Source organism: Polaribacter sp. 2405UD43-2, from assembly GCF_058147125.1.
In genome coordinates this window covers 26,866-43,629 of sequence record NZ_JBYVJX010000013.1, presented here as the reverse complement: position 1 = coordinate 43,629, position 16,764 = coordinate 26,866, and the positions used below count along the sequence as shown (strand labels likewise).

Here is a 16,764-nt window from a genome sequence, read left to right as displayed (position 1 = left end):
TTAAAATTCTGCATCAACAGTAAAACTCATTTTTTCTTTTGTAGATGGATGTAAAAACGCTATAAATTCTGCATGTAAATGCAATCTGTTTTCTTTTTTTCCGTACAAATCATCACCTAAAATAGGGGTGTTTAATCCGTCTTTATGAGCAGCATGTACTCTTAATTGGTGGGTTCTGCCTGTAATAGGATAAAAATGCACACGTGTTTTATCATTCTCAATTTTAACGATTTCCCATTTTGTTTTGGCAGATTTTCCATATTTAAAATCTACTAATTGTTTAGGTCTGTCATCTAAATCAACCCTTAAAGGAAGGTTTATTGTGCCGCTTTTTTTGGTTAAAATACCATCTAATAAAGCAACATATCGTTTTTTTATGGTTCTTTTTATAAACTGATTTTGAAGCATTTTATTCGCTTCTTTCGTTTTTGTAAGTAACAAAATTCCTGAGGTAGACATATCTAGTCTGTGAACAATTAAAGGTCCTGTTGCATTTGGGTACAGCTCTTTAATTCTGGTATAAACGGCATCTTTAATTTCTTTGCCAGGCACAGATAAAAACTCAGCAGGTTTGTTTACCACAATTAAAACATCATCTTCATAAACAATAGTGAGTTTTTGCTTTTCCGATAAATTTTCTAGTAATAAATTATCGTCTATTTCTATACCTTTTAGCATATGTGTTAAAATAGGTTTACATCTACTTTGGCAAGAAGGATAAAAGTTTTTATGCTTTCTAATTTCTGAATTTGGCGAAATTCCCCACCAAAATTCTGCCATTGTAATTGGCTGTAAATCATTCGCAAAAGCATAATTTAATAATTTAGGAGCAGAACATTCACCAGAACCAGCTGGTGGTTTTATAGCAGGATTGTTAAAAATGTCTAACAAACTTTTTTGTTCTTTTTGTTGATTTAAAAACGCGTATTTACTAAATAAAGTTTGTTGTAAATAATTCGATTTTTCTTTTCTTTCTTTTTCTAAGGATGTTATTTTTTCTTCAAAAAAAAGAATTTTACGGCAAAGTTTATCAATTTTAGTTTTGTAATATTCTTGCAATTCTTTGATATAAAACTGATCATTATAACTCTCTTGTTCTAATTTTTTAAGAAATTCTATAAGTTCTATTTTAGTTAACACTTTTTCAGCATTTTTTTTTCTAATTTTTCTTTCAGCTTTATAGAGTTTTAATTTCTTTTTCTGATTTTTTAAATCTTCATCAATTTCTTTTTTCAGTTGTTTTCTAGATTCTTTTAAAGCTGTATAGTTTTTGTCTTTTTTTATTGCATTTAGTTGATGGTTAATTTGGTCAATTTCTGCTTCACCTTTCAAAAAAAAACTACCTTTTGTTCTCATATTAAAAACAGGAGGAACAAATTTTTTAGGAAAACTATTGTCAGATAATTTTCCAGAAAATGCTGCTAAATAGCCAATTTCACCTTTTTTATTTTTAACCACTAAAACCCCAAACATTTTACCAATTGGCGGCTCATCACTTTTATTTTTTAGTCCAAAATTATGCTTAAAATCAGTTTGATTTTCTAAATATTCTTGCAATTCTTTGGCTGCAATTAAAGCCAAAGAATGTGGCTCATAATAAAAAGGAAACGTAAATTTTTTTGGGTACGTTTCTTTAGAAATATCTGTTTTAAAAAGATGAAAATGTTTCAACTATTGTGTTAATAAAGTTATAAAAAACGACGATACCAACTGTTTGCTATTGGAGTTTCCCAAAAGTTTTCAAAATCTTGTTTGGTAGTAATTAAATTGTCGAAAATGATGGTTTTAGCAGTTACTGCTTTATTTTTTAAAAGCTTTTTAAAATCTTTTAATTCTTTGTACTGCACATATTTTCCTTGTTTAAAACAAACATTCATTTTGTCTAACAATTCAACTTTATATTGTTGTTGTAATTCTAAAATAAAAGAAACAGAAGCATCAATATCTAAGTTGGTTAAAGGCAGTTTTTCGTCATCAGCAAAAAGAACAATAAATCTGTGATAAAGAAATTGATACGAAGCTTTAAAATTTTCATCATCCGTTTTCCAAGTTTCTATAAAACTTTTTATTTTGTTTTCTAGCGTTTCAATTTCATTAGGATAAAATTTTCTACTAGAAGGATAAATCCAAACTTTGGCATCATCAGAAATTAAGGAATAATCTACAAACATTTACTTTTATTTTCGTGGCAAATATACAGAAAAGAAAAACCGTAAGCTGAATTCAGCTTACGGTTTTATATTTTACAAAAGGATGAATTAGACTGTTTTAGCTTCGCTTTTTTTAACGAGTTCTACAAAGTCTTTTTGTACATCTTTACCTTTGTTTTTATTGTACCAAACTTGTAAATCTTGTTTAAACTGAGCATCTAAACCTCCGTGTTTTGCTTTGTAATCTGCCACCATTTTAGTAGCAGTTGTGGGTCTTGGCCCCCAAGTATCTATTACATTATTATCAGCATCTAAAGCTATTAATTTAGGAATTGCTTTACCACCATTTGTTAAAAATAAATCCATTAGTTCTTCATTTTCATCTCTTAAAACCAATTTTAAATCGATAAGATTGTTGGTCTCTGCAATTTTGTTAATTACAGGTGTGTTTTGAGCTGCGTCTCCACACCAACCTTCTGTTAGCAATAACCAAGTTTGTGGCTCTTTTATAGATTGAATTTCAGCAATTGTTTCATCAGATAATTTAATAGTTTTATCTAAGCGTTTCATTCTTCTGTCATTTAACATACTAAAGTTTGTTAAATCTTCAGATTGATTGGGTCCTGTAGATTTTCCTTGGTTTAATAAATTACTAACCAACGCTCTATATTCTATATATGTAATGGCTTTTTCTAAGCTTTTTTCTATAATTTTTTTCATCATTTATTATTTTATGCAAAGATAATTTTAGTAATTAAAATTCGTAGTAACTTTTGTTACAAAAGTGATTTTAATACTTGAATAGACGAAGTAAAATAGTAAACTTACAAATCTGCTTTTAAGAGTGCTTTTTTAAGTTTTTAATGATGTCTTCTGCCATAGAAGATAAGTTAAAATGATGTTGCCAATTCCAGTCTTTTCTAGCTTGAGAATCGTTGATAGATTTTGGCCAACTATCTGCAATGGTTTGTCTAAAATCTGGTTGGTAAGAAATTTTAAAATTTGGAATGTGTTTTTTTATTTCTGATGCAATTTCTTGTGGCGTAAAACTTATAGCACTCAAATTATAACTGGTTCTAACTTTTATTTTATTTTTATCTGCTTGCATTAAATCGATTGTTGCTTTTACAGCGTCATTCATATACATCATTGGCAAGCAGGTGTTTTCTGATAAAAAACATTCGTATTCACCTTTTTCTAAGGCTTTAAAGAAAATATCTACGGCATAATCTGTGGTGCCACCACCAGGTTTAGATTTCCAAGAAATAATTCCAGGATAGCGCAAACTTCTTACATCTACTCCAAATTTTTCGTGATAATAATTACACCAAAATTCGCCAGAAAGTTTACTTATTCCGTAAACGGTAGTAGGTTCCATTATGGTTTTTTGAGGTGTGTTTTCTTTAGGAGTTGTTGGTCCAAAAACAGCGATGGAACTTGCCCAATAAACTTGTTTTATATGTTTTTCTTTAGCCAAATCTAGAACTGCTAAAAGAGAAGTCATATTTAAATCCCAAGCTTTTTGTGGATATTTTTCTGCAGTAGCAGATAACATTGCTGCTAATAAATATATCTGAGTAACATTGTACTTTTTTATCACTGTTAAAACAGCTTCTTTATTTGTGGCATCAATAATTTCGAAAGGACCAGAAAGCATCATTTCTTTGTTTCCTTCTCTAATATCAGAAGCTATTACATTTTTACTACCATAAATTTCGCGGAGTTTCTGAGTAAGTTCGTTACCAATTTGTCCGCTTGCGCCTAAAATTAAAAGCGTTTCTTTCATTTTAATAAAATTGTATTATTAATAAAAACAAATGTACTTAATTTTAGTATTCGTAAAATAAAATCTTTTAAATAAATATTTTTTAAAAAAAGGTTTTAAAAAGTGATTTTTGTTAGTGTTTTCTTAAAATGATAAGAAGTCCTGTTAAATTATGTATTTTTACCTTTTATTTATACTGTGAAAAAAAGCATCTATTTACTGTTAATTTTAACTTGTATTTTTTCTTGTGGAAAAAAGAATCAAGATAATTTAGGCAAAACTAAAGTTGAAAAACCATTGTTAAGTGTTGTAAAAAAACATAGAACAATAGCGCCAGTTTCTGCAACTTTTAAGAACGAAATAAAAGATTGGGAAGAGCTAAAAACAATAAACTCATTTTTACAAAAGTTCGAAAACGTATCACCTAAAGAAGCATTAACAAATGCTTTAGAATTAAGAGACTTAACAAAAAATTTAAAAGATAGTGTAAAGCCAAAATTATTTGATATGCCATCTTTAAATGCAAGAATAAATGTGTTTTATAACGAAGCTTTACGTCTTGCAGACATTACATTAATTCCTGCAGCAACTGCAGATGAAATAAATCTACAAATAGATAAAACAATTACAACATTTTCTTCTATTAATTCTAAAATTAATACAATTCTCTTAAAAAAGAAATTTGAAGAAGAGGTTGATGTAGATTTTAATTTTATTGGTTTAGATTCTACAAAAATAGATAGCATTACTAAAAAATCTATTGGCAAAAAACTTGAAGAAGAAGAAATATTAAAAAAGAAGAATGGTTTTCTTAGAAAACCTAGAAAAAAACTGTTAAAACCCAATCAATGAAAAAAATAATTGTTTTACTCTTAGTTTTAATCAGTACATTTTCTTGTAAAAAAGATAAAATAATCACTAAAGATGTTTCAGAAATAAAAACGGAAGTAAATACTTTATTAAATGATTGGCATAAAGCTGCATCAGATGCAAATTACAAGGATTATTTTGGTAAAATGGATAGCCTTTCTGTTTACATAGGTACAGATGCATCAGAAAACTGGACCAAGAAAGAGTTTTCTGAATTTAGCAAACCTTATTTTGATAGAGGTAAAGCTTGGAACTTTAAAGCTTTAGAGAGAAGTATTTATGTAAGTGAATCTAAAAATTTTGTTTGGTTTGATGAGTTGTTAACAACTTGGATGGGAACTTGTAGAGGTTCTGGAGTTTTAGAAAACAAAAACAAATCTTGGAAAATTAAACATTATGTGTTGTCTATAGAAATACCAAATAACGATGTTCAGGCAGTTATTAAAGTCAAAAAGAAAAACGATTCTATATTTTTAAGTAAGATTAAGAAGTAGTTTTTTTTTGCAGCTATTTCCTGCTTTCGCTACTCGCTTTTTTCGTTCCTCAAAAGAGCTCAAACAAACCGCTCAATCAGGGCTAAACTTATTTGCTAACTTTTAAGAAAGAACCTCATTTATAGTTTTATAAATTAACTCAGTTTCATAACCTTTTCGCATTAAAAAATTGATTAATTTTTTCTTTCTTCTATAAATATTTGATTCTTTAATAACCTCATTTCTTTTTTCTGTAATGCTGTAAATTTTTTTTAAATATTCTTCTTCGTCAATTTCTTTTAAAGCAGTTTTAATATTGTAAGCAGAAATATCTCTAAACTTTAACTCTCTTACAATGCGTTGTTTTCCCCAATTTTTTATTCTGAATTTTCCACGCGCAAAACTTTTAGCAAAACGCTCTTCGTTTAAAAAATTATTATTTAATAAACTTAATAATATTATTTCTTTAGCTTCAGGAATAAGATTATATTCCTTCATTTTTTGCTCCACTTCTTTATGGCATCTATCTTGATAAACACAATATTGCTCTAATTTGTGTTTAATCTCTGAAATAGTTAAACTTTTTTTAAAAAACATAAATTTTTATTAAGCTAATATTTTTTTTGTATCTTTAATAAAATTCCCCCTTATTATGAAAAAAATACTTTTTCTAAGCATTTTTATATCAAATATAATGCTTTCACAAACAACTTTATCGGCAGGAGACATTGCAATTATTCAGTATAATTCTGATGGAGATCCAGAAGTATTAAAATTTTTAGCTTTAACAAGTATGGAACCTGGTACAACTATTAATTTTACAGACAATGGTTGGGTTACAACAGGCACCCCAGCTTTTAGAACAGGAGAAGCAGATGTACCTCACACTTGGACCGCAGGAAGCGCCGTTTCTTGCGGAGATATAATTACAGTAAGTATACCTACTGCAGATTTTAATCTTGGTGGTAATGGAGATCAAATTTTTGCTTATCAAGGTACAGCAGCTTCGCCAACATTTATTTTTGCTATAAATAACGACGGAGCAGGTGTGTGGCAAGCTAGTGCAACTTCAGCAAGAAACTCAGGCTTGCCTTCTAGTCTTACCAATGGTACAAATGCAGTTGCAATACAAGAAGTAGATAATGTGGTTTATTCAGGTTCATTGTCTGGTTCTAGATCCACAATTCTTTCTAATATTTGTAATAAAGCTAATTGGAATAGTGGTTCTACTGCAACTAGTAGTAATAGTACTACCCAAAACTTTACGGGAACTTTTAATTCATCTTCAACTTGGGATGGAAGTTCTTGGAGTATTGCAGGAGCAGATTATTTTACAGCAATAATAAATGGAGGTTATAATACTTCTTCTAACGGAAATTTTACCACTTGTAATTGTACAGTAAATGCTTCTCAAACCTTAACTATTGGTTCAGGAGGAACAGTAACTGTTAAAGACAACATTACCAATAACGGATCTATAGTTGTAGAGAGTGGAGGTTCTGTGGTACAAGTATCTAAAAACGGAGTAAATTCGGGCACAGATTATACTGTAAAAAGAACAACAACTTCTCAGTCTTCTAGACACGTTTTTACTTATTGGTCTTCTCCATTAACTTCAGAATCTTTTTCAGCAGTTGCTTCAGATGCACACTTATATTATTCTTTTAATGCAGGTACTCAAAGTTGGGTTTTAGGAAATTCCGCAACTTCTATGAGTCCAGGTTTAGGGTATTCGTTAGAAGGTCCAAATTCTGGAGCTTCATATCCTGGAGCGCAAACTGCAACTTTTGATGGAGCTCCTTTTAATAACGGAAATATTTCTGTGGCATTAAGTTTTAGTTCTGATGGAGATGCAGATAATGACTGGAATTTGGTAGGAAATCCATATCCATCAGCAATTTCTGCAAATACTTTTTTGACTGATAATAATAGCTCAATTGGTGGTACAATTTATTTTTGGACGCATAATACAGTTGAAGATGGTACAGCAGATAATACAGAAGATGATTATGCAATGTACAATTCTAGTGGGGGAACTGCTGCAACTACAGGAGGGGCTGCTCCAGATGGCAATATTGCATCTGCTCAAGGTTTTTTTGTACAAGCACTTTCTAGTAGTACAGTAGGTGATTTTTTTACAAATTCTATGCGAATTTCTGGTAATAATACATCCTTTTTTAAAGGAGCCAAAAAAGAAAAAAAGAAAAGAGATAGAATTTGGTTAAATATGACAAACAAGAAGTCTTTTAGTCAAATTTTAATTGGTTTTTTTGATGATGCTACTGATAATGAAGACAGTAAGTATGATGGTGTTCGATTTTTAGGTAAAACAAGTTTAAATTTTTACTCTATTTTAAATGACAAACATTATGGTATTCAAGGAAAATCTAATTTAAAAGAAAAAGAAATAATACCATTAGGTTTTTCTTCTAATAAAATGGGTGAGTTTAAAATTTCAATAAACAATTTTGAAGGTAAGTTAGAAAATTCTACTATTTATTTAGAGGATCAACTCTTGAGTATAAAACATAATTTAAAGCATTCTGACTATATTTTTACAACCGATAAAACAGGAAATTTTAACAACCGTTTTAATTTGATTATAGATACTGATGCTTCTATTTTAAATATTGATAAAAATCAGTTATTTAATGAAATAGTTATTAAAGAGGATAATAATAATCTAATTATAAAATCTGTAAATAATACTATTATTAAAAATGTTGTAATTTATAATTTGTTGGGTAAAAGACTTATTTCTAAAAATAATAATTTAGCTACATTAAAAATAAATTCATCTATAATAAATTCGAGTTCTATTCTTGTAGTTAAAACTATTTTAGAAAACGGAAAGATACATATAAAGAAAATTTATAAAAACTAATTATTGTCTAATAAAAAGGGTTGAAATTATTATAATCCCAACCCTTTTTTTCTGAAAAATTAAATCAATTTTTAAGCCAACTTTTTATTTGCTGTTTTTCTATTATGTAACCATAATTTAACAGTAGTAAATATGTAGAATAATATAGGTACAACTATTAGAGTTAAAAATGTTGCAAAGGTTAATCCAAAAACAATTGCCCATCCCATTGGCCCCCAAAAGGCTACATTTTCTCCACCAATATAAAAATTAGGATCAAATTCTGTAAATAAGGTTTTAAAATTAATATTTATTCCTAAAGCTAAAGGTAATAATCCTAATATGGTAGTAATAGCTGTTAAAAGCACTGGTCTTAAACGTGTTTTACCTCCTTCAATAACACTTTCTAAAATTTGTTTTTTAGATAAATATTTATCTTTTTCCATATTAGATTCACGTTTTTTTCTACTCATTATTAGGTTAATATAGTCTATTAAAACAATGGCATTATTTACTACAATTCCTGCTAAAGAAATAATACCAATCATAGTCATAAGAATAACAAAATCCATTCTAAAAATTAACAATCCAAATAAAACACCTATTAAACTTAATAATACTGAAATTGAGATGATAATTGGAGTCGTAGCAGAATTAAATTGAGCAACCATTATTAAAAAGATTAGAATTACAGCTATTAACAAAGCTTTACTTAAGAAAGCCATTTCTTTAGCTTGTTCTTCTTGTTCTCCTGTAAAGCTTATAGATATGCCTTTAGGTACTGTAAAATCTTTTACTTTATTTCTTATATCATCATTTACTAAAGTCGGATTGTAATCATTCAAAACATTAGAGTATAGGGTAACAACTCTTTCTAAATCAAGTCTTTTTACCGCGCTAAAAGTTGAAGAATTTTGAGTTTTGGCAATGGCAGAAATAGGGACTTGCTTAATTTGACCAGAACCTTGGTCTCTAAATGTAATTTTCTGATTTAACAAAGCATCTTTGCTGTATCTATATTTTTCTTTTAGACGAATATTTATAGGGTAATCATCATTAATATCTTTATATGTTGATATTTCTTTACCATATAGAGCAGTTCTTAAAGTTGTACCAATTTGACCAGTAGAAACACCTAATCTTCTCGCTTTTTGTCTGTCGACATTAATAAGCATTTCAGGTTTTCCTTGGTCAATGTCTAGTTTTAATTCTTCAATCCCGCCAATACTAGCTTTATTTATAAAGTTTTTTAAGTTGTTGGCTGTATTTAGAATCAGATCATAATCATCACCAGATATTTCTATGTTTATAGGTGCGCCAGTTGGAGGTCCGTCTGCAGGTTTATCAACAACAATTGTTAAACCAGGATATCCTTTTAGTAATTTTCTAATATCCATTAATACTTGTTCTGTACTAATTCCTTGTCTGTCTTGAAATTTTACAAAATCGACAGTAATTCTTGCTTTGTTAGGTGTTGTACCTCCTTGTTGCCCTTGTGATGGGTCTGATGTTCCTGCACCTACTTGACCAATAACTGAGGTAATTAAGAAATTATTTCCATTTACTTCATATTTCTTTAAGTGATTTTCAATTTTACCTTCGATTTCTTTAGAAACAGCATTGGTCTGTTCAATGTCTGTGCCAATAGGATATTCTAAAAATACAAATACTTGTTTTGCTTGTGTGTTTGGAAAGAATAACGTTTTTGGAGGGAAAACATTCATTAATATTCCTGCCAAAGCAAGTAAGAAGAAGGTGCCAATTACAACCAAATAAGGTTTAAACCCTTTTAAAACATAGTTTAAAGTTTGTTCGTATTTGTTTTCTAATTTGTTAAGTGGACTTACTCGACCTTCTTTTTTGGGTGCTATTTTCATATAAAGAGAAATTAGCATTGGATTGATTATTAATGCCATAAAAAGTGAAGAACTTAATACAATAATTAAAGTAATTGGCAGCCATTTCATAAACTCTCCCATAATTCCTTCCCAAAGCATTAAAGGAAAAAATGCAGCCAATGTTGTTGCAGTAGACGCAATAATTGGCATTGCAACTTCACCTACACCCAATTTTGTAGCTTGTATTCTAGAATAACCTTCATCCATTAAACGATAGACATTTTCTACGACCACAATTCCATTATCAACTAACATTCCAAGAGCAATAACGAGAGAGAATAGTACCATTGTGTTTAAAGTTACTCCCATAAAGCTTAATATGGTAAAAGATAAGAACATAGATAAAGGAATGGCGATTCCTACAAACAATGCATTTCTAAATCCTAAAAAGAAATAAAGCACTAATACTACTAAAATTACCCCTAAAATGATACTGTTTTCTAGGTCGGAAACCATTGTTTTAGTATCGTTAGATTGGTCGTTTGTTTTAGAAATAACTAAGTTTTTAGGAAAAACGTTTGCTTTAGCATTTGCAATAATTCTATCAATTTTTTTGGATGCATTTAACAGGTTTTCTCCACCTCGTTTTTTTACATCTAACATAACTACAGGCTGTAAATATTCTCTTGCGTAGCTTTCGCTTTTTTGTTCTTTAAAAGAAACATCTGCAATATCTCTTAAGTACACAATATTTCCTTTTTCTTGTTTTACAATGATATTTTTTATCTCTTTTGGATCAGAAAATTCACCAATTACTCTAACATTTCTTCGAACACCGTTTTGTAAAATATCTCCACTTGAAATACTCATATTTTCAAATGCAATAGCATTTTCTACATCTGTAAAACTTATTTTAGAAGATTCTAATTTGTATAAATCTATAGCAACTTCTATTTCTTTTTCTTGTACTCCTCTTATATCTACATTAGAAATTTCTGGTAATTCTTCTATTTCTTCTTCTAAATATTCTGCATATTCTTTAAGCTGATCCATAGAGAATTCACCAGAAAGATTGATATTCATTATTGGCATCATTTCAGAAAAATTCATTTCAGATACACTTGGGTCTGTAGGTAAATCTGTAGGAAAATCACTGTCAGACATTGCAATATCTACTTTGTCTTTTACTTTTTGTAATGCTTCTGATGGAGAAATATCAAACGTAAATTCTACTTGAATACTAGAAAAACCTTGAATGGAGTTTGATGTTATTTTATCTACTCCTGTAATAGAATTGATTTCTTTTTCTAAAGGTTTTGTAATTAATTTTTCTACATCTAAAGCTGAATTTCCTGGGTATGGAGTTGCAATATAAATTTGCGGAACAACAATTTCAGGGAAATTTTCTCTTGGCATACTCATATAAGAAAGTAAACCACTTAAGACTATAATGAAGGTTATAACAGCAACAGTTGCCCTATTTGAAACTGCCCAACTAGACAGTTTAAATTCTTTTATTTTTTCTGTACCCATAATTATTTTTTGTTTGCAATAATTACTTCTTCATTACTTTTAATAAGGGACGCTCCTTTATTTACGATTAAAGATTTTTCTGTTAATCCTTCAGAAATGTAAGATTGGTTGTTAAATTCTTTGCCAATGTTTACTAAAGACTTTTTTACGGTTGTTACATTATCTTTGGTAACAGTGGTATAAACAAAATTGTTTCCTTTACTGTCTTTTTTTATAACTTTTGAAGGAATAACAATTCCTTTAGCAGAAAAATCATTTATTTTAATGTCTGCAAATAAGTTTGTTTTTAATTCTCTTGATTTATTTTGCATATCAATCCTTGTTTTAAAACTTCTGTTGTTAGGGTTGATAAAATTACCTACTTGAGCAATTTTAGAGTTAAATTCTTTGTTTAAACTAGGAAAGCTAACAATAACTTCTGTTCCTTTTTTAATATCTTTTAAATAAGACTCTGTAATTTCGCTTTCTATATAAACTTTGTCAAGATTTACGATTCTTAAAAAAGGCATTTGAGGTGAAGCCAATTGACCAACTTTAGCAAAAACTTGGTCTATTGTTCCTGAGAAAGGAGCAATAATTTTCATTTTTTTAGCCTGAGCTTTTAATGCTTTCATATTATTTTCAAGACCTTCTTTTTGCGCTTTTGCTTGTAAAAATTCCATTTCGCTTCCAATTTTTTGATTCCATAAGCGTTTTTGTCTTTCAAAAGTAGTAGTTGCTAAATCTAATTGTGTTTGAATTTGAGCAATATTACTGTTTATAATAGATGCATCTAATTGAGCTAAAATAGTACCCTTTTTAATGTTTTGTCCTTCTTTAGCAAATATTTTTGATACAGTTCCTCCCATTTCAGGATTTATTTCAACACTTTTATCTGCTTTTACAGTTCCTTGAACTTCTATGTAATGTTTAAATTCTGTAATTTCAGGTTTAAATATAGTTACTGTAATTAATTTCTTTAGAGTGTCTAGTTTAGAAATTTCAGATTCAACAAATTTTAGTTTTGTATTTAAACTGTCTATTTGCTTTTTTAAAGCTATTTTTTGGTTAAAAAGAGTTTGTAAATCTTTAGAAACTTTTTCTTTTTTGCCACAAGAAACTAAAAGTATAGTAATAGCTAATAATGTATATATTTTTCTCATTGCTTGATATTTATTTGATTGGTAAGTTTAATGCGTTTTCTAATGCTGCTTTTTTAGCAATTACATCTAACATAGATTGTATATAGTTTTGTTGCTGTGTGTATAATTGATTTTGAGCTTGTAATAAATCGAAACTAGATGAAATTCCTTCAAAGAATTTAATGCGTTGCTTTTTTTCTATGCGTTCTGCCAAACCAACATTTTTCTTTGCGGTGTTGTAATTTTCGATACTAAATTGATAATCGCTTTTAGCTTTTTTTGCTTGTAGGTTTAACCTTTGTTTGGTTTCTTCTAAACGTAAATCTGCGGTTTCTAAAGCTATTTTTGCTTGTGCAGCTTTTGCCTTTCTCCCAAAACTACTAAATATTGGGATGTTTAAATTAACTCCTAATATTGAAGAATCAAACCATTGTTGTTTGCTGTTTAAGAACGTAAAAGTATTAGAATTGGCTTGAGCCCCATAATTTAAAAATGCGCTCAAACTTGGTAAAGCTTTACTTTGTTCTAAACGCATTAATAAACGTTTAGATTCTCTATCATTTTCAGCAATTTTATAATCAATATGATTTGTGAAGTTAAAAGTATCAGAAACCAGTTTTAAGTTGATGTTGTTTTCTGCCAACGAACTTAAAGAATCAGTTAGAATTAACTTGGTATTAATAGAGTTTCCAAGCGAAAGATTTAGCATTTGGTATGCAATTGCTTTCATTCTTTTTACACTATTTAATTGACTTTTTAAGTTGCCTAAAGTAATTTCTAGTTGCTCTATATCTTCTTCTTCGTTAAATCCGTTTTCGTAGATTTTTTTTGCATCATTTAAATTTTTCTTTAAGATTTTAATATTTCCTTCTAAAATAGAAATGCTGTTTTCTGTAACCAAAACATTTCCATAAGCATTTATAACAGCTTCTCTTGTCAATAATTCTGTTTTTTCGTTAGCTTGTTTAGAAATTTTTAAAAAAGTTCTAGAAGCTTGTAAACCTACTAAATAAGAACCATCAAATAATAATTGACTTAATGTTATAGATGCATTCATATTTTGTTTTGTACCAAAAGTTAAGGGAAAAAAGCCTTCAGGTGGTGTTGGTTTTCCAGTGGCTTTCAAACCAAAAAAGTCTTCAACAGTTTTAATAACAGCATCAGTATTGTCAAAAGCAGCAGCTGGTAATAAAGATACAGGTTGTTTTAAAAAGTTTTGATATTCTACTTTACCATTAATTTGAGGCAATCCTATTGAGGTTGTTTCCCAAACTTTTTTCTTGGCAGATTTAATATCGTTTTTAGCAGTTTTGGTATTATAACTATTCTCTATCGCAAAATTAATGGCTTCTTTAAGAGAAAGTTTTATTGTTTTTTCTTGTGCATTTGTTGCCAAGAAAAAACTAGTAACTAAACATACCAGAATTATTTTTTTCATAATGTTTTATTGCTGTTTTAATTGGTTTTCTAATTGTTCAACTCCTTTTTCAGTACAGATTCCTCTTAAATGGTATTCTAAATAATAGTTCATTAAAGTGCTCATAGAATAGTTGTTAAGTGGAAAAAGATCTTTGTCTTTAATGCCAGTAATTCCATTAAAGTAAATTCTAGAAATAAATTCTAAATCAATGGTGTCTCTATATAATCCAGATTTAATTCCGTTTTTTAAATTTTCAATAACACAGTCTTGCATAATATGAAACTGTTTTTGCTTTAAAGATGCATATATCTTTGGATAATATTTTTGAAGCTGGTATTGAGGTGATGATTTTTCATTCTTTAAAAGTTCTAGAACATATCTTTTTATTGAGAAAATTTCATCAATAGGATTCTTTTTTTGGTCGCAAATACCATCTATACCACAACTAACAATATCAAACATATAATTTGTAACGGCACCTACAAGTTCTGTTTTATTTCTAAAATGTTTGTAAATTGTTTTTTTGGATACTCCTAGAGAGCTTGCAATTTCATCCATAGTAACACTCTTAAAACCTAGATTTAAGAAGAGTTCGTTAGATTTTTGTATTATTTTTTCTTTCATAATTTGAGTGCAAATATACAGAAGGAAACTTTAGAAACAAAAAAAGTTTCCAAAGTTTTGATGAAATTTTAACATTTCAGTAGAAATAAAAAAAATGTTTACATTATTTTTACCAAAAATTACAGATTTGAATATTTTACACTATCAAAAAGATTTTATTACTTATTTAGAATCTAAAAAATGGGTTAGAGAGCCTAGAAACTTATACGAGCCTATAGATTATATAATAAAGTTAGGAGGCAAAAGAATGCGTCCTATTTTAACATTAATGGCGGCTGATATTTTTTCTGACAATTATCAAAAAGCAATGCCAGCTGCTTTAGCTGTAGAGGTTTTTCATAATTTTACATTAGTTCATGACGATATTATGGATGATGCACCTTTAAGAAGAGGCAATGAAACTGTTCATGAAAAGTGGAATATTAATACAGGAATTCTTTCTGGTGATGCAATGTTGATTTTAGCATATCAATATTTTGAAAACTATAAACCTATTGTTTTTCAAAAATTAGCTCAGCTTTTTAGCAAAACTGCTTTAGAAGTTTGTGATGGTCAACAATTAGATGTAGATTTTGAAACAAGAAATGATGTTACTATAAATGAATACATTAATATGATTCGTTTAAAAACATCTGTATTAGTAGCTGCAGCTTTAAAAATGGGAGCTATTGTTGCAGAAACATCAAAAGAAAATGAAGATTTAATTTATAACTTTGGATTAAATTTAGGAATAGCATTTCAACTACAAGATGATTATTTAGATACTTTTGGAGACTCAAAAACTTTTGGAAAACAAGTTGGTGGAGATATCATTGAAAATAAAAAAACATTTTTGTATCTAAAAGCTTTAGAAGTTGCAAATGAAGATGATAAAAAGAAATTACAATATTTTTACAAGCAAAAATTGAGCGATAATTCAATAAAAATAACAGAAGTAAAACGAATTTTTGAGTTAAATGATATTCCTGATTTAATAAAAGAGCAGATTAAAAATTATACAGAGAAATCTTTTAAAACTTTAGCTACTTTAAATATCAATAATATTAGAAAAAAAGAGTTAAAGAATTTTGGCTTATGGTTAATGAATAGGTCAGTGTAGAATTTTTTAATTTTCTTTTTTAAATATCTATAAATTAATAGTACATTTGCAGCCACATAATTGGTCCCATAGCTCAGTTGGTTAGAGCATCTGACTCATAATCAGAGGGTCCTTGGTTCGAGCCCAAGTGGGACCACTTTTATTTTTTTACTCATAATTATGTATAAAATGGTATATTTGTAATTAAATAAAAAATTTAAATAGTTTCAAAGTTTTAATCTGGGGGGATAAAATGAAGAAAAAAATACATTTAGCATTATTGCTTATAATGCTTTTATTTAGTTTCGCTATTAGCGGACAAGTGGTGCCACCACCTGTGCCACCACCACCACCACCTGGACTTCCTTTAGATGGAGGTTTAGTTTTTTTAATTATTTCTGGTATTATTTTCGGAGTAAAAAAAATTAAGAGTTAGTTAATTTACTAACATATTTACCAATTACATCAAATTCTAGGTTTACAAAATCTCCTAAGTAGATGTTTTTAAAAGTAGTGTTCTCTAAAGTATAAGGTATAATTGCAACACTAAATTCTTTTTGTTTAGAGTTTACAACAGTTAAACTCACTCCATTTATTGTTATAGATCCTTTTTCTATAGTAATATTACCATTTGTAGAATCGTAAGAAAAGGTAAATACAGTACTGCCCTTTGCTGTTTTTATATTTGTACATATTCCTTTTTGATCTACATGTCCCTGTACAATATGTCCATCTAATCTATCTCCTAATTTCATACCTCTTTCTAAGTTAACAGTATCAGAAACAGATAAGTCACCAAGGTTTGTTTTATCTAAAGTTTCTTTAATTGCGGTAACAGTATATTCATCTTTATGAATGTTAATTACAGTTAAGCAAACACCATTATGTGCTACACTTTGATCAACTTTTAATTCATTAGTAAAACTACTTTTAACGGTTATGTGGATGTTTTCTTGTTCTTTAACAAGGTTTGTAATGGTGCCAAGAGTTTCAATAATACCTGTAAACATATCTGTAAATTTTAGTTAC

The 16,764-nt window shown here is 28.7% G+C and carries 15 protein-coding genes and 1 tRNA gene; 6 read left to right on the top strand and 10 right to left on the bottom strand.

The genetic code is table 11. The features are described 5' to 3' along the window. From ACY2RX_RS13570 to ACY2RX_RS13555, 4 genes are all read right to left on the bottom strand, one after another. Nucleotides 1–1,671, bottom strand: a complete 1,671-nt coding sequence (locus tag ACY2RX_RS13570) for an RluA family pseudouridine synthase (protein WP_490104522.1) — start codon at nt 1,669–1,671, stop codon at nt 1–3. A gap of 17 nt (nt 1,672–1,688) precedes the next feature. Next, on the bottom strand, nt 1,689–2,171 hold the full coding sequence (locus ACY2RX_RS13565) for an ABC transporter ATPase (protein ID WP_490104521.1): 483 nt from the start codon (nt 2,169–2,171) through the stop codon (nt 1,689–1,691). 87 nt (nt 2,172–2,258) lie between these two features. Next, the gene (locus tag ACY2RX_RS13560) at nt 2,259–2,870 is read right to left on the bottom strand and encodes a thioredoxin family protein (protein WP_490104520.1); all 612 of its coding nucleotides are present in this window, start codon (nt 2,868–2,870) and stop codon (nt 2,259–2,261) included. 118 nt (nt 2,871–2,988) lie between these two features. Beyond that, entirely contained in the window at nt 2,989–3,936 is a 948-nt protein-coding gene (locus ACY2RX_RS13555; RefSeq protein ID WP_490104519.1) for an NAD-dependent epimerase/dehydratase family protein, read from the bottom strand. A gap of 177 nt (nt 3,937–4,113) precedes the next feature. Between ACY2RX_RS13555 and ACY2RX_RS13550 the strand changes: the two genes are divergently transcribed. Both ACY2RX_RS13550 and ACY2RX_RS13545 read left to right on the top strand, forming a co-directional pair. Then, nucleotides 4,114–4,767: a hypothetical protein gene (locus ACY2RX_RS13550; RefSeq protein WP_490104518.1), complete on the top strand. Its 654-nt coding sequence runs from the start codon at nt 4,114–4,116 to the stop codon at nt 4,765–4,767. Continuing rightward, the gene (locus ACY2RX_RS13545; protein WP_490104517.1) at nt 4,764–5,279 is read left to right on the top strand and encodes a nuclear transport factor 2 family protein; all 516 of its coding nucleotides are present in this window, start codon (nt 4,764–4,766) and stop codon (nt 5,277–5,279) included. The genes ACY2RX_RS13550 and ACY2RX_RS13545 overlap by 4 nt, the downstream gene beginning before the upstream one ends. Nucleotides 5,280–5,381: 102 nt before the next feature. Here the strand turns inward: ACY2RX_RS13545 and ACY2RX_RS13540 are convergent, their stop codons facing one another. Continuing rightward, on the bottom strand, nt 5,382–5,855 hold the full coding sequence (locus ACY2RX_RS13540; protein WP_490104516.1) for a regulatory protein RecX: 474 nt from the start codon (nt 5,853–5,855) through the stop codon (nt 5,382–5,384). Nucleotides 5,856–5,910: 55 nt separating this feature from the next. Between ACY2RX_RS13540 and ACY2RX_RS13535 the strand changes: the two genes are divergently transcribed. After that, a complete protein-coding gene (locus ACY2RX_RS13535) occupies nt 5,911–8,142 on the top strand; it encodes a DUF8693 domain-containing protein (protein WP_490104515.1) in 2,232 nt (743 codons plus the stop codon). A gap of 71 nt (nt 8,143–8,213) precedes the next feature. On the opposite strand, the gene ACY2RX_RS13530 is transcribed toward ACY2RX_RS13535, so the two are convergent. Genes ACY2RX_RS13530 through ACY2RX_RS13515 form a run of 4 tightly spaced genes read right to left on the bottom strand, consistent with a single transcriptional unit; the run spans nt 8,214 to nt 14,657 of the window. Next, the gene (locus ACY2RX_RS13530) at nt 8,214–11,492 is read right to left on the bottom strand and encodes an efflux RND transporter permease subunit (protein ID WP_490104514.1); all 3,279 of its coding nucleotides are present in this window, start codon (nt 11,490–11,492) and stop codon (nt 8,214–8,216) included. A 2-nt stretch (nt 11,493–11,494) separates the two neighbouring features. Beyond that, on the bottom strand, nt 11,495–12,634 hold the full coding sequence (locus tag ACY2RX_RS13525) for an efflux RND transporter periplasmic adaptor subunit (protein WP_490104513.1): 1,140 nt from the start codon (nt 12,632–12,634) through the stop codon (nt 11,495–11,497). A 10-nt stretch (nt 12,635–12,644) separates the two neighbouring features. Further along, complete coding sequence (locus ACY2RX_RS13520) at nt 12,645–14,051, bottom strand: TolC family protein (protein ID WP_490104512.1); 1,407 nt, start codon at nt 14,049–14,051, stop codon at nt 12,645–12,647. 6 nt (nt 14,052–14,057) lie between these two features. Further along, nucleotides 14,058–14,657, bottom strand: a complete 600-nt coding sequence (locus ACY2RX_RS13515; RefSeq protein WP_490104511.1) for a TetR/AcrR family transcriptional regulator — start codon at nt 14,655–14,657, stop codon at nt 14,058–14,060. A 94-nt stretch (nt 14,658–14,751) separates the two neighbouring features. Between ACY2RX_RS13515 and ACY2RX_RS13510 the strand changes: the two genes are divergently transcribed. The 3 genes from ACY2RX_RS13510 (at nt 14,752) to ACY2RX_RS13500 (ending at nt 16,171) form a co-directional block, all read left to right on the top strand. After that, a complete protein-coding gene (locus tag ACY2RX_RS13510; RefSeq protein WP_490104510.1) occupies nt 14,752–15,756 on the top strand; it encodes a polyprenyl synthetase family protein in 1,005 nt (334 codons plus the stop codon). Between the two features lie 62 nt (nt 15,757–15,818). Then, a tRNA-Ile gene (locus ACY2RX_RS13505) sits at nt 15,819–15,892 on the top strand. A gap of 96 nt (nt 15,893–15,988) precedes the next feature. Further along, on the top strand, nt 15,989–16,171 hold the full coding sequence (locus ACY2RX_RS13500; RefSeq protein WP_490104509.1) for a PID-CTERM protein-sorting domain-containing protein: 183 nt from the start codon (nt 15,989–15,991) through the stop codon (nt 16,169–16,171). Here ACY2RX_RS13500 and ACY2RX_RS13495 read toward each other — a convergent pair. After that, nucleotides 16,161–16,745 (bottom strand): riboflavin synthase, encoded by a 585-nt coding sequence (locus ACY2RX_RS13495; RefSeq protein ID WP_490104508.1) that lies wholly within the window; start codon nt 16,743–16,745, stop codon nt 16,161–16,163. The genes ACY2RX_RS13500 and ACY2RX_RS13495 overlap by 11 nt on opposite strands. Between the last annotated feature and the right edge of the window lie 19 nt (nt 16,746–16,764).

Bases quoted from the DNA above. Each gene is read 5' to 3' on its own strand.
- ACY2RX_RS13515 (WP_490104511.1), bottom strand. From the start codon at position 14,657: ATGAAAGAAAAAATAATACAAAAATCTAACGAACTCTTCTTAAATCTA.
- ACY2RX_RS13565 (WP_490104521.1), bottom strand. From the start codon at position 2,171: ATGTTTGTAGATTATTCCTTAATTTCTGATGATGCCAAAGTTTGGATT.
- ACY2RX_RS13530 (WP_490104514.1), bottom strand. From the start codon at position 11,492: ATGGGTACAGAAAAAATAAAAGAATTTAAACTGTCTAGTTGGGCAGTT.
- ACY2RX_RS13540 (WP_490104516.1), bottom strand. From the start codon at position 5,855: ATGTTTTTTAAAAAAAGTTTAACTATTTCAGAGATTAAACACAAATTA.
- ACY2RX_RS13545 (WP_490104517.1), top strand. From the start codon at position 4,764: ATGAAAAAAATAATTGTTTTACTCTTAGTTTTAATCAGTACATTTTCT.
- ACY2RX_RS13495 (WP_490104508.1), bottom strand. From the start codon at position 16,745: ATGTTTACAGGTATTATTGAAACTCTTGGCACCATTACAAACCTTGTT.
- ACY2RX_RS13500 (WP_490104509.1), top strand. From the start codon at position 15,989: ATGAAGAAAAAAATACATTTAGCATTATTGCTTATAATGCTTTTATTT.
- ACY2RX_RS13555 (WP_490104519.1), bottom strand. From the start codon at position 3,936: ATGAAAGAAACGCTTTTAATTTTAGGCGCAAGCGGACAAATTGGTAAC.
- ACY2RX_RS13520 (WP_490104512.1), bottom strand. From the start codon at position 14,051: ATGAAAAAAATAATTCTGGTATGTTTAGTTACTAGTTTTTTCTTGGCA.
- ACY2RX_RS13525 (WP_490104513.1), bottom strand. From the start codon at position 12,634: ATGAGAAAAATATATACATTATTAGCTATTACTATACTTTTAGTTTCT.
- ACY2RX_RS13510 (WP_490104510.1), top strand. From the start codon at position 14,752: ATGTTTACATTATTTTTACCAAAAATTACAGATTTGAATATTTTACAC.
- ACY2RX_RS13535 (WP_490104515.1), top strand. From the start codon at position 5,911: ATGAAAAAAATACTTTTTCTAAGCATTTTTATATCAAATATAATGCTT.
- ACY2RX_RS13560 (WP_490104520.1), bottom strand. From the start codon at position 2,870: ATGAAAAAAATTATAGAAAAAAGCTTAGAAAAAGCCATTACATATATA.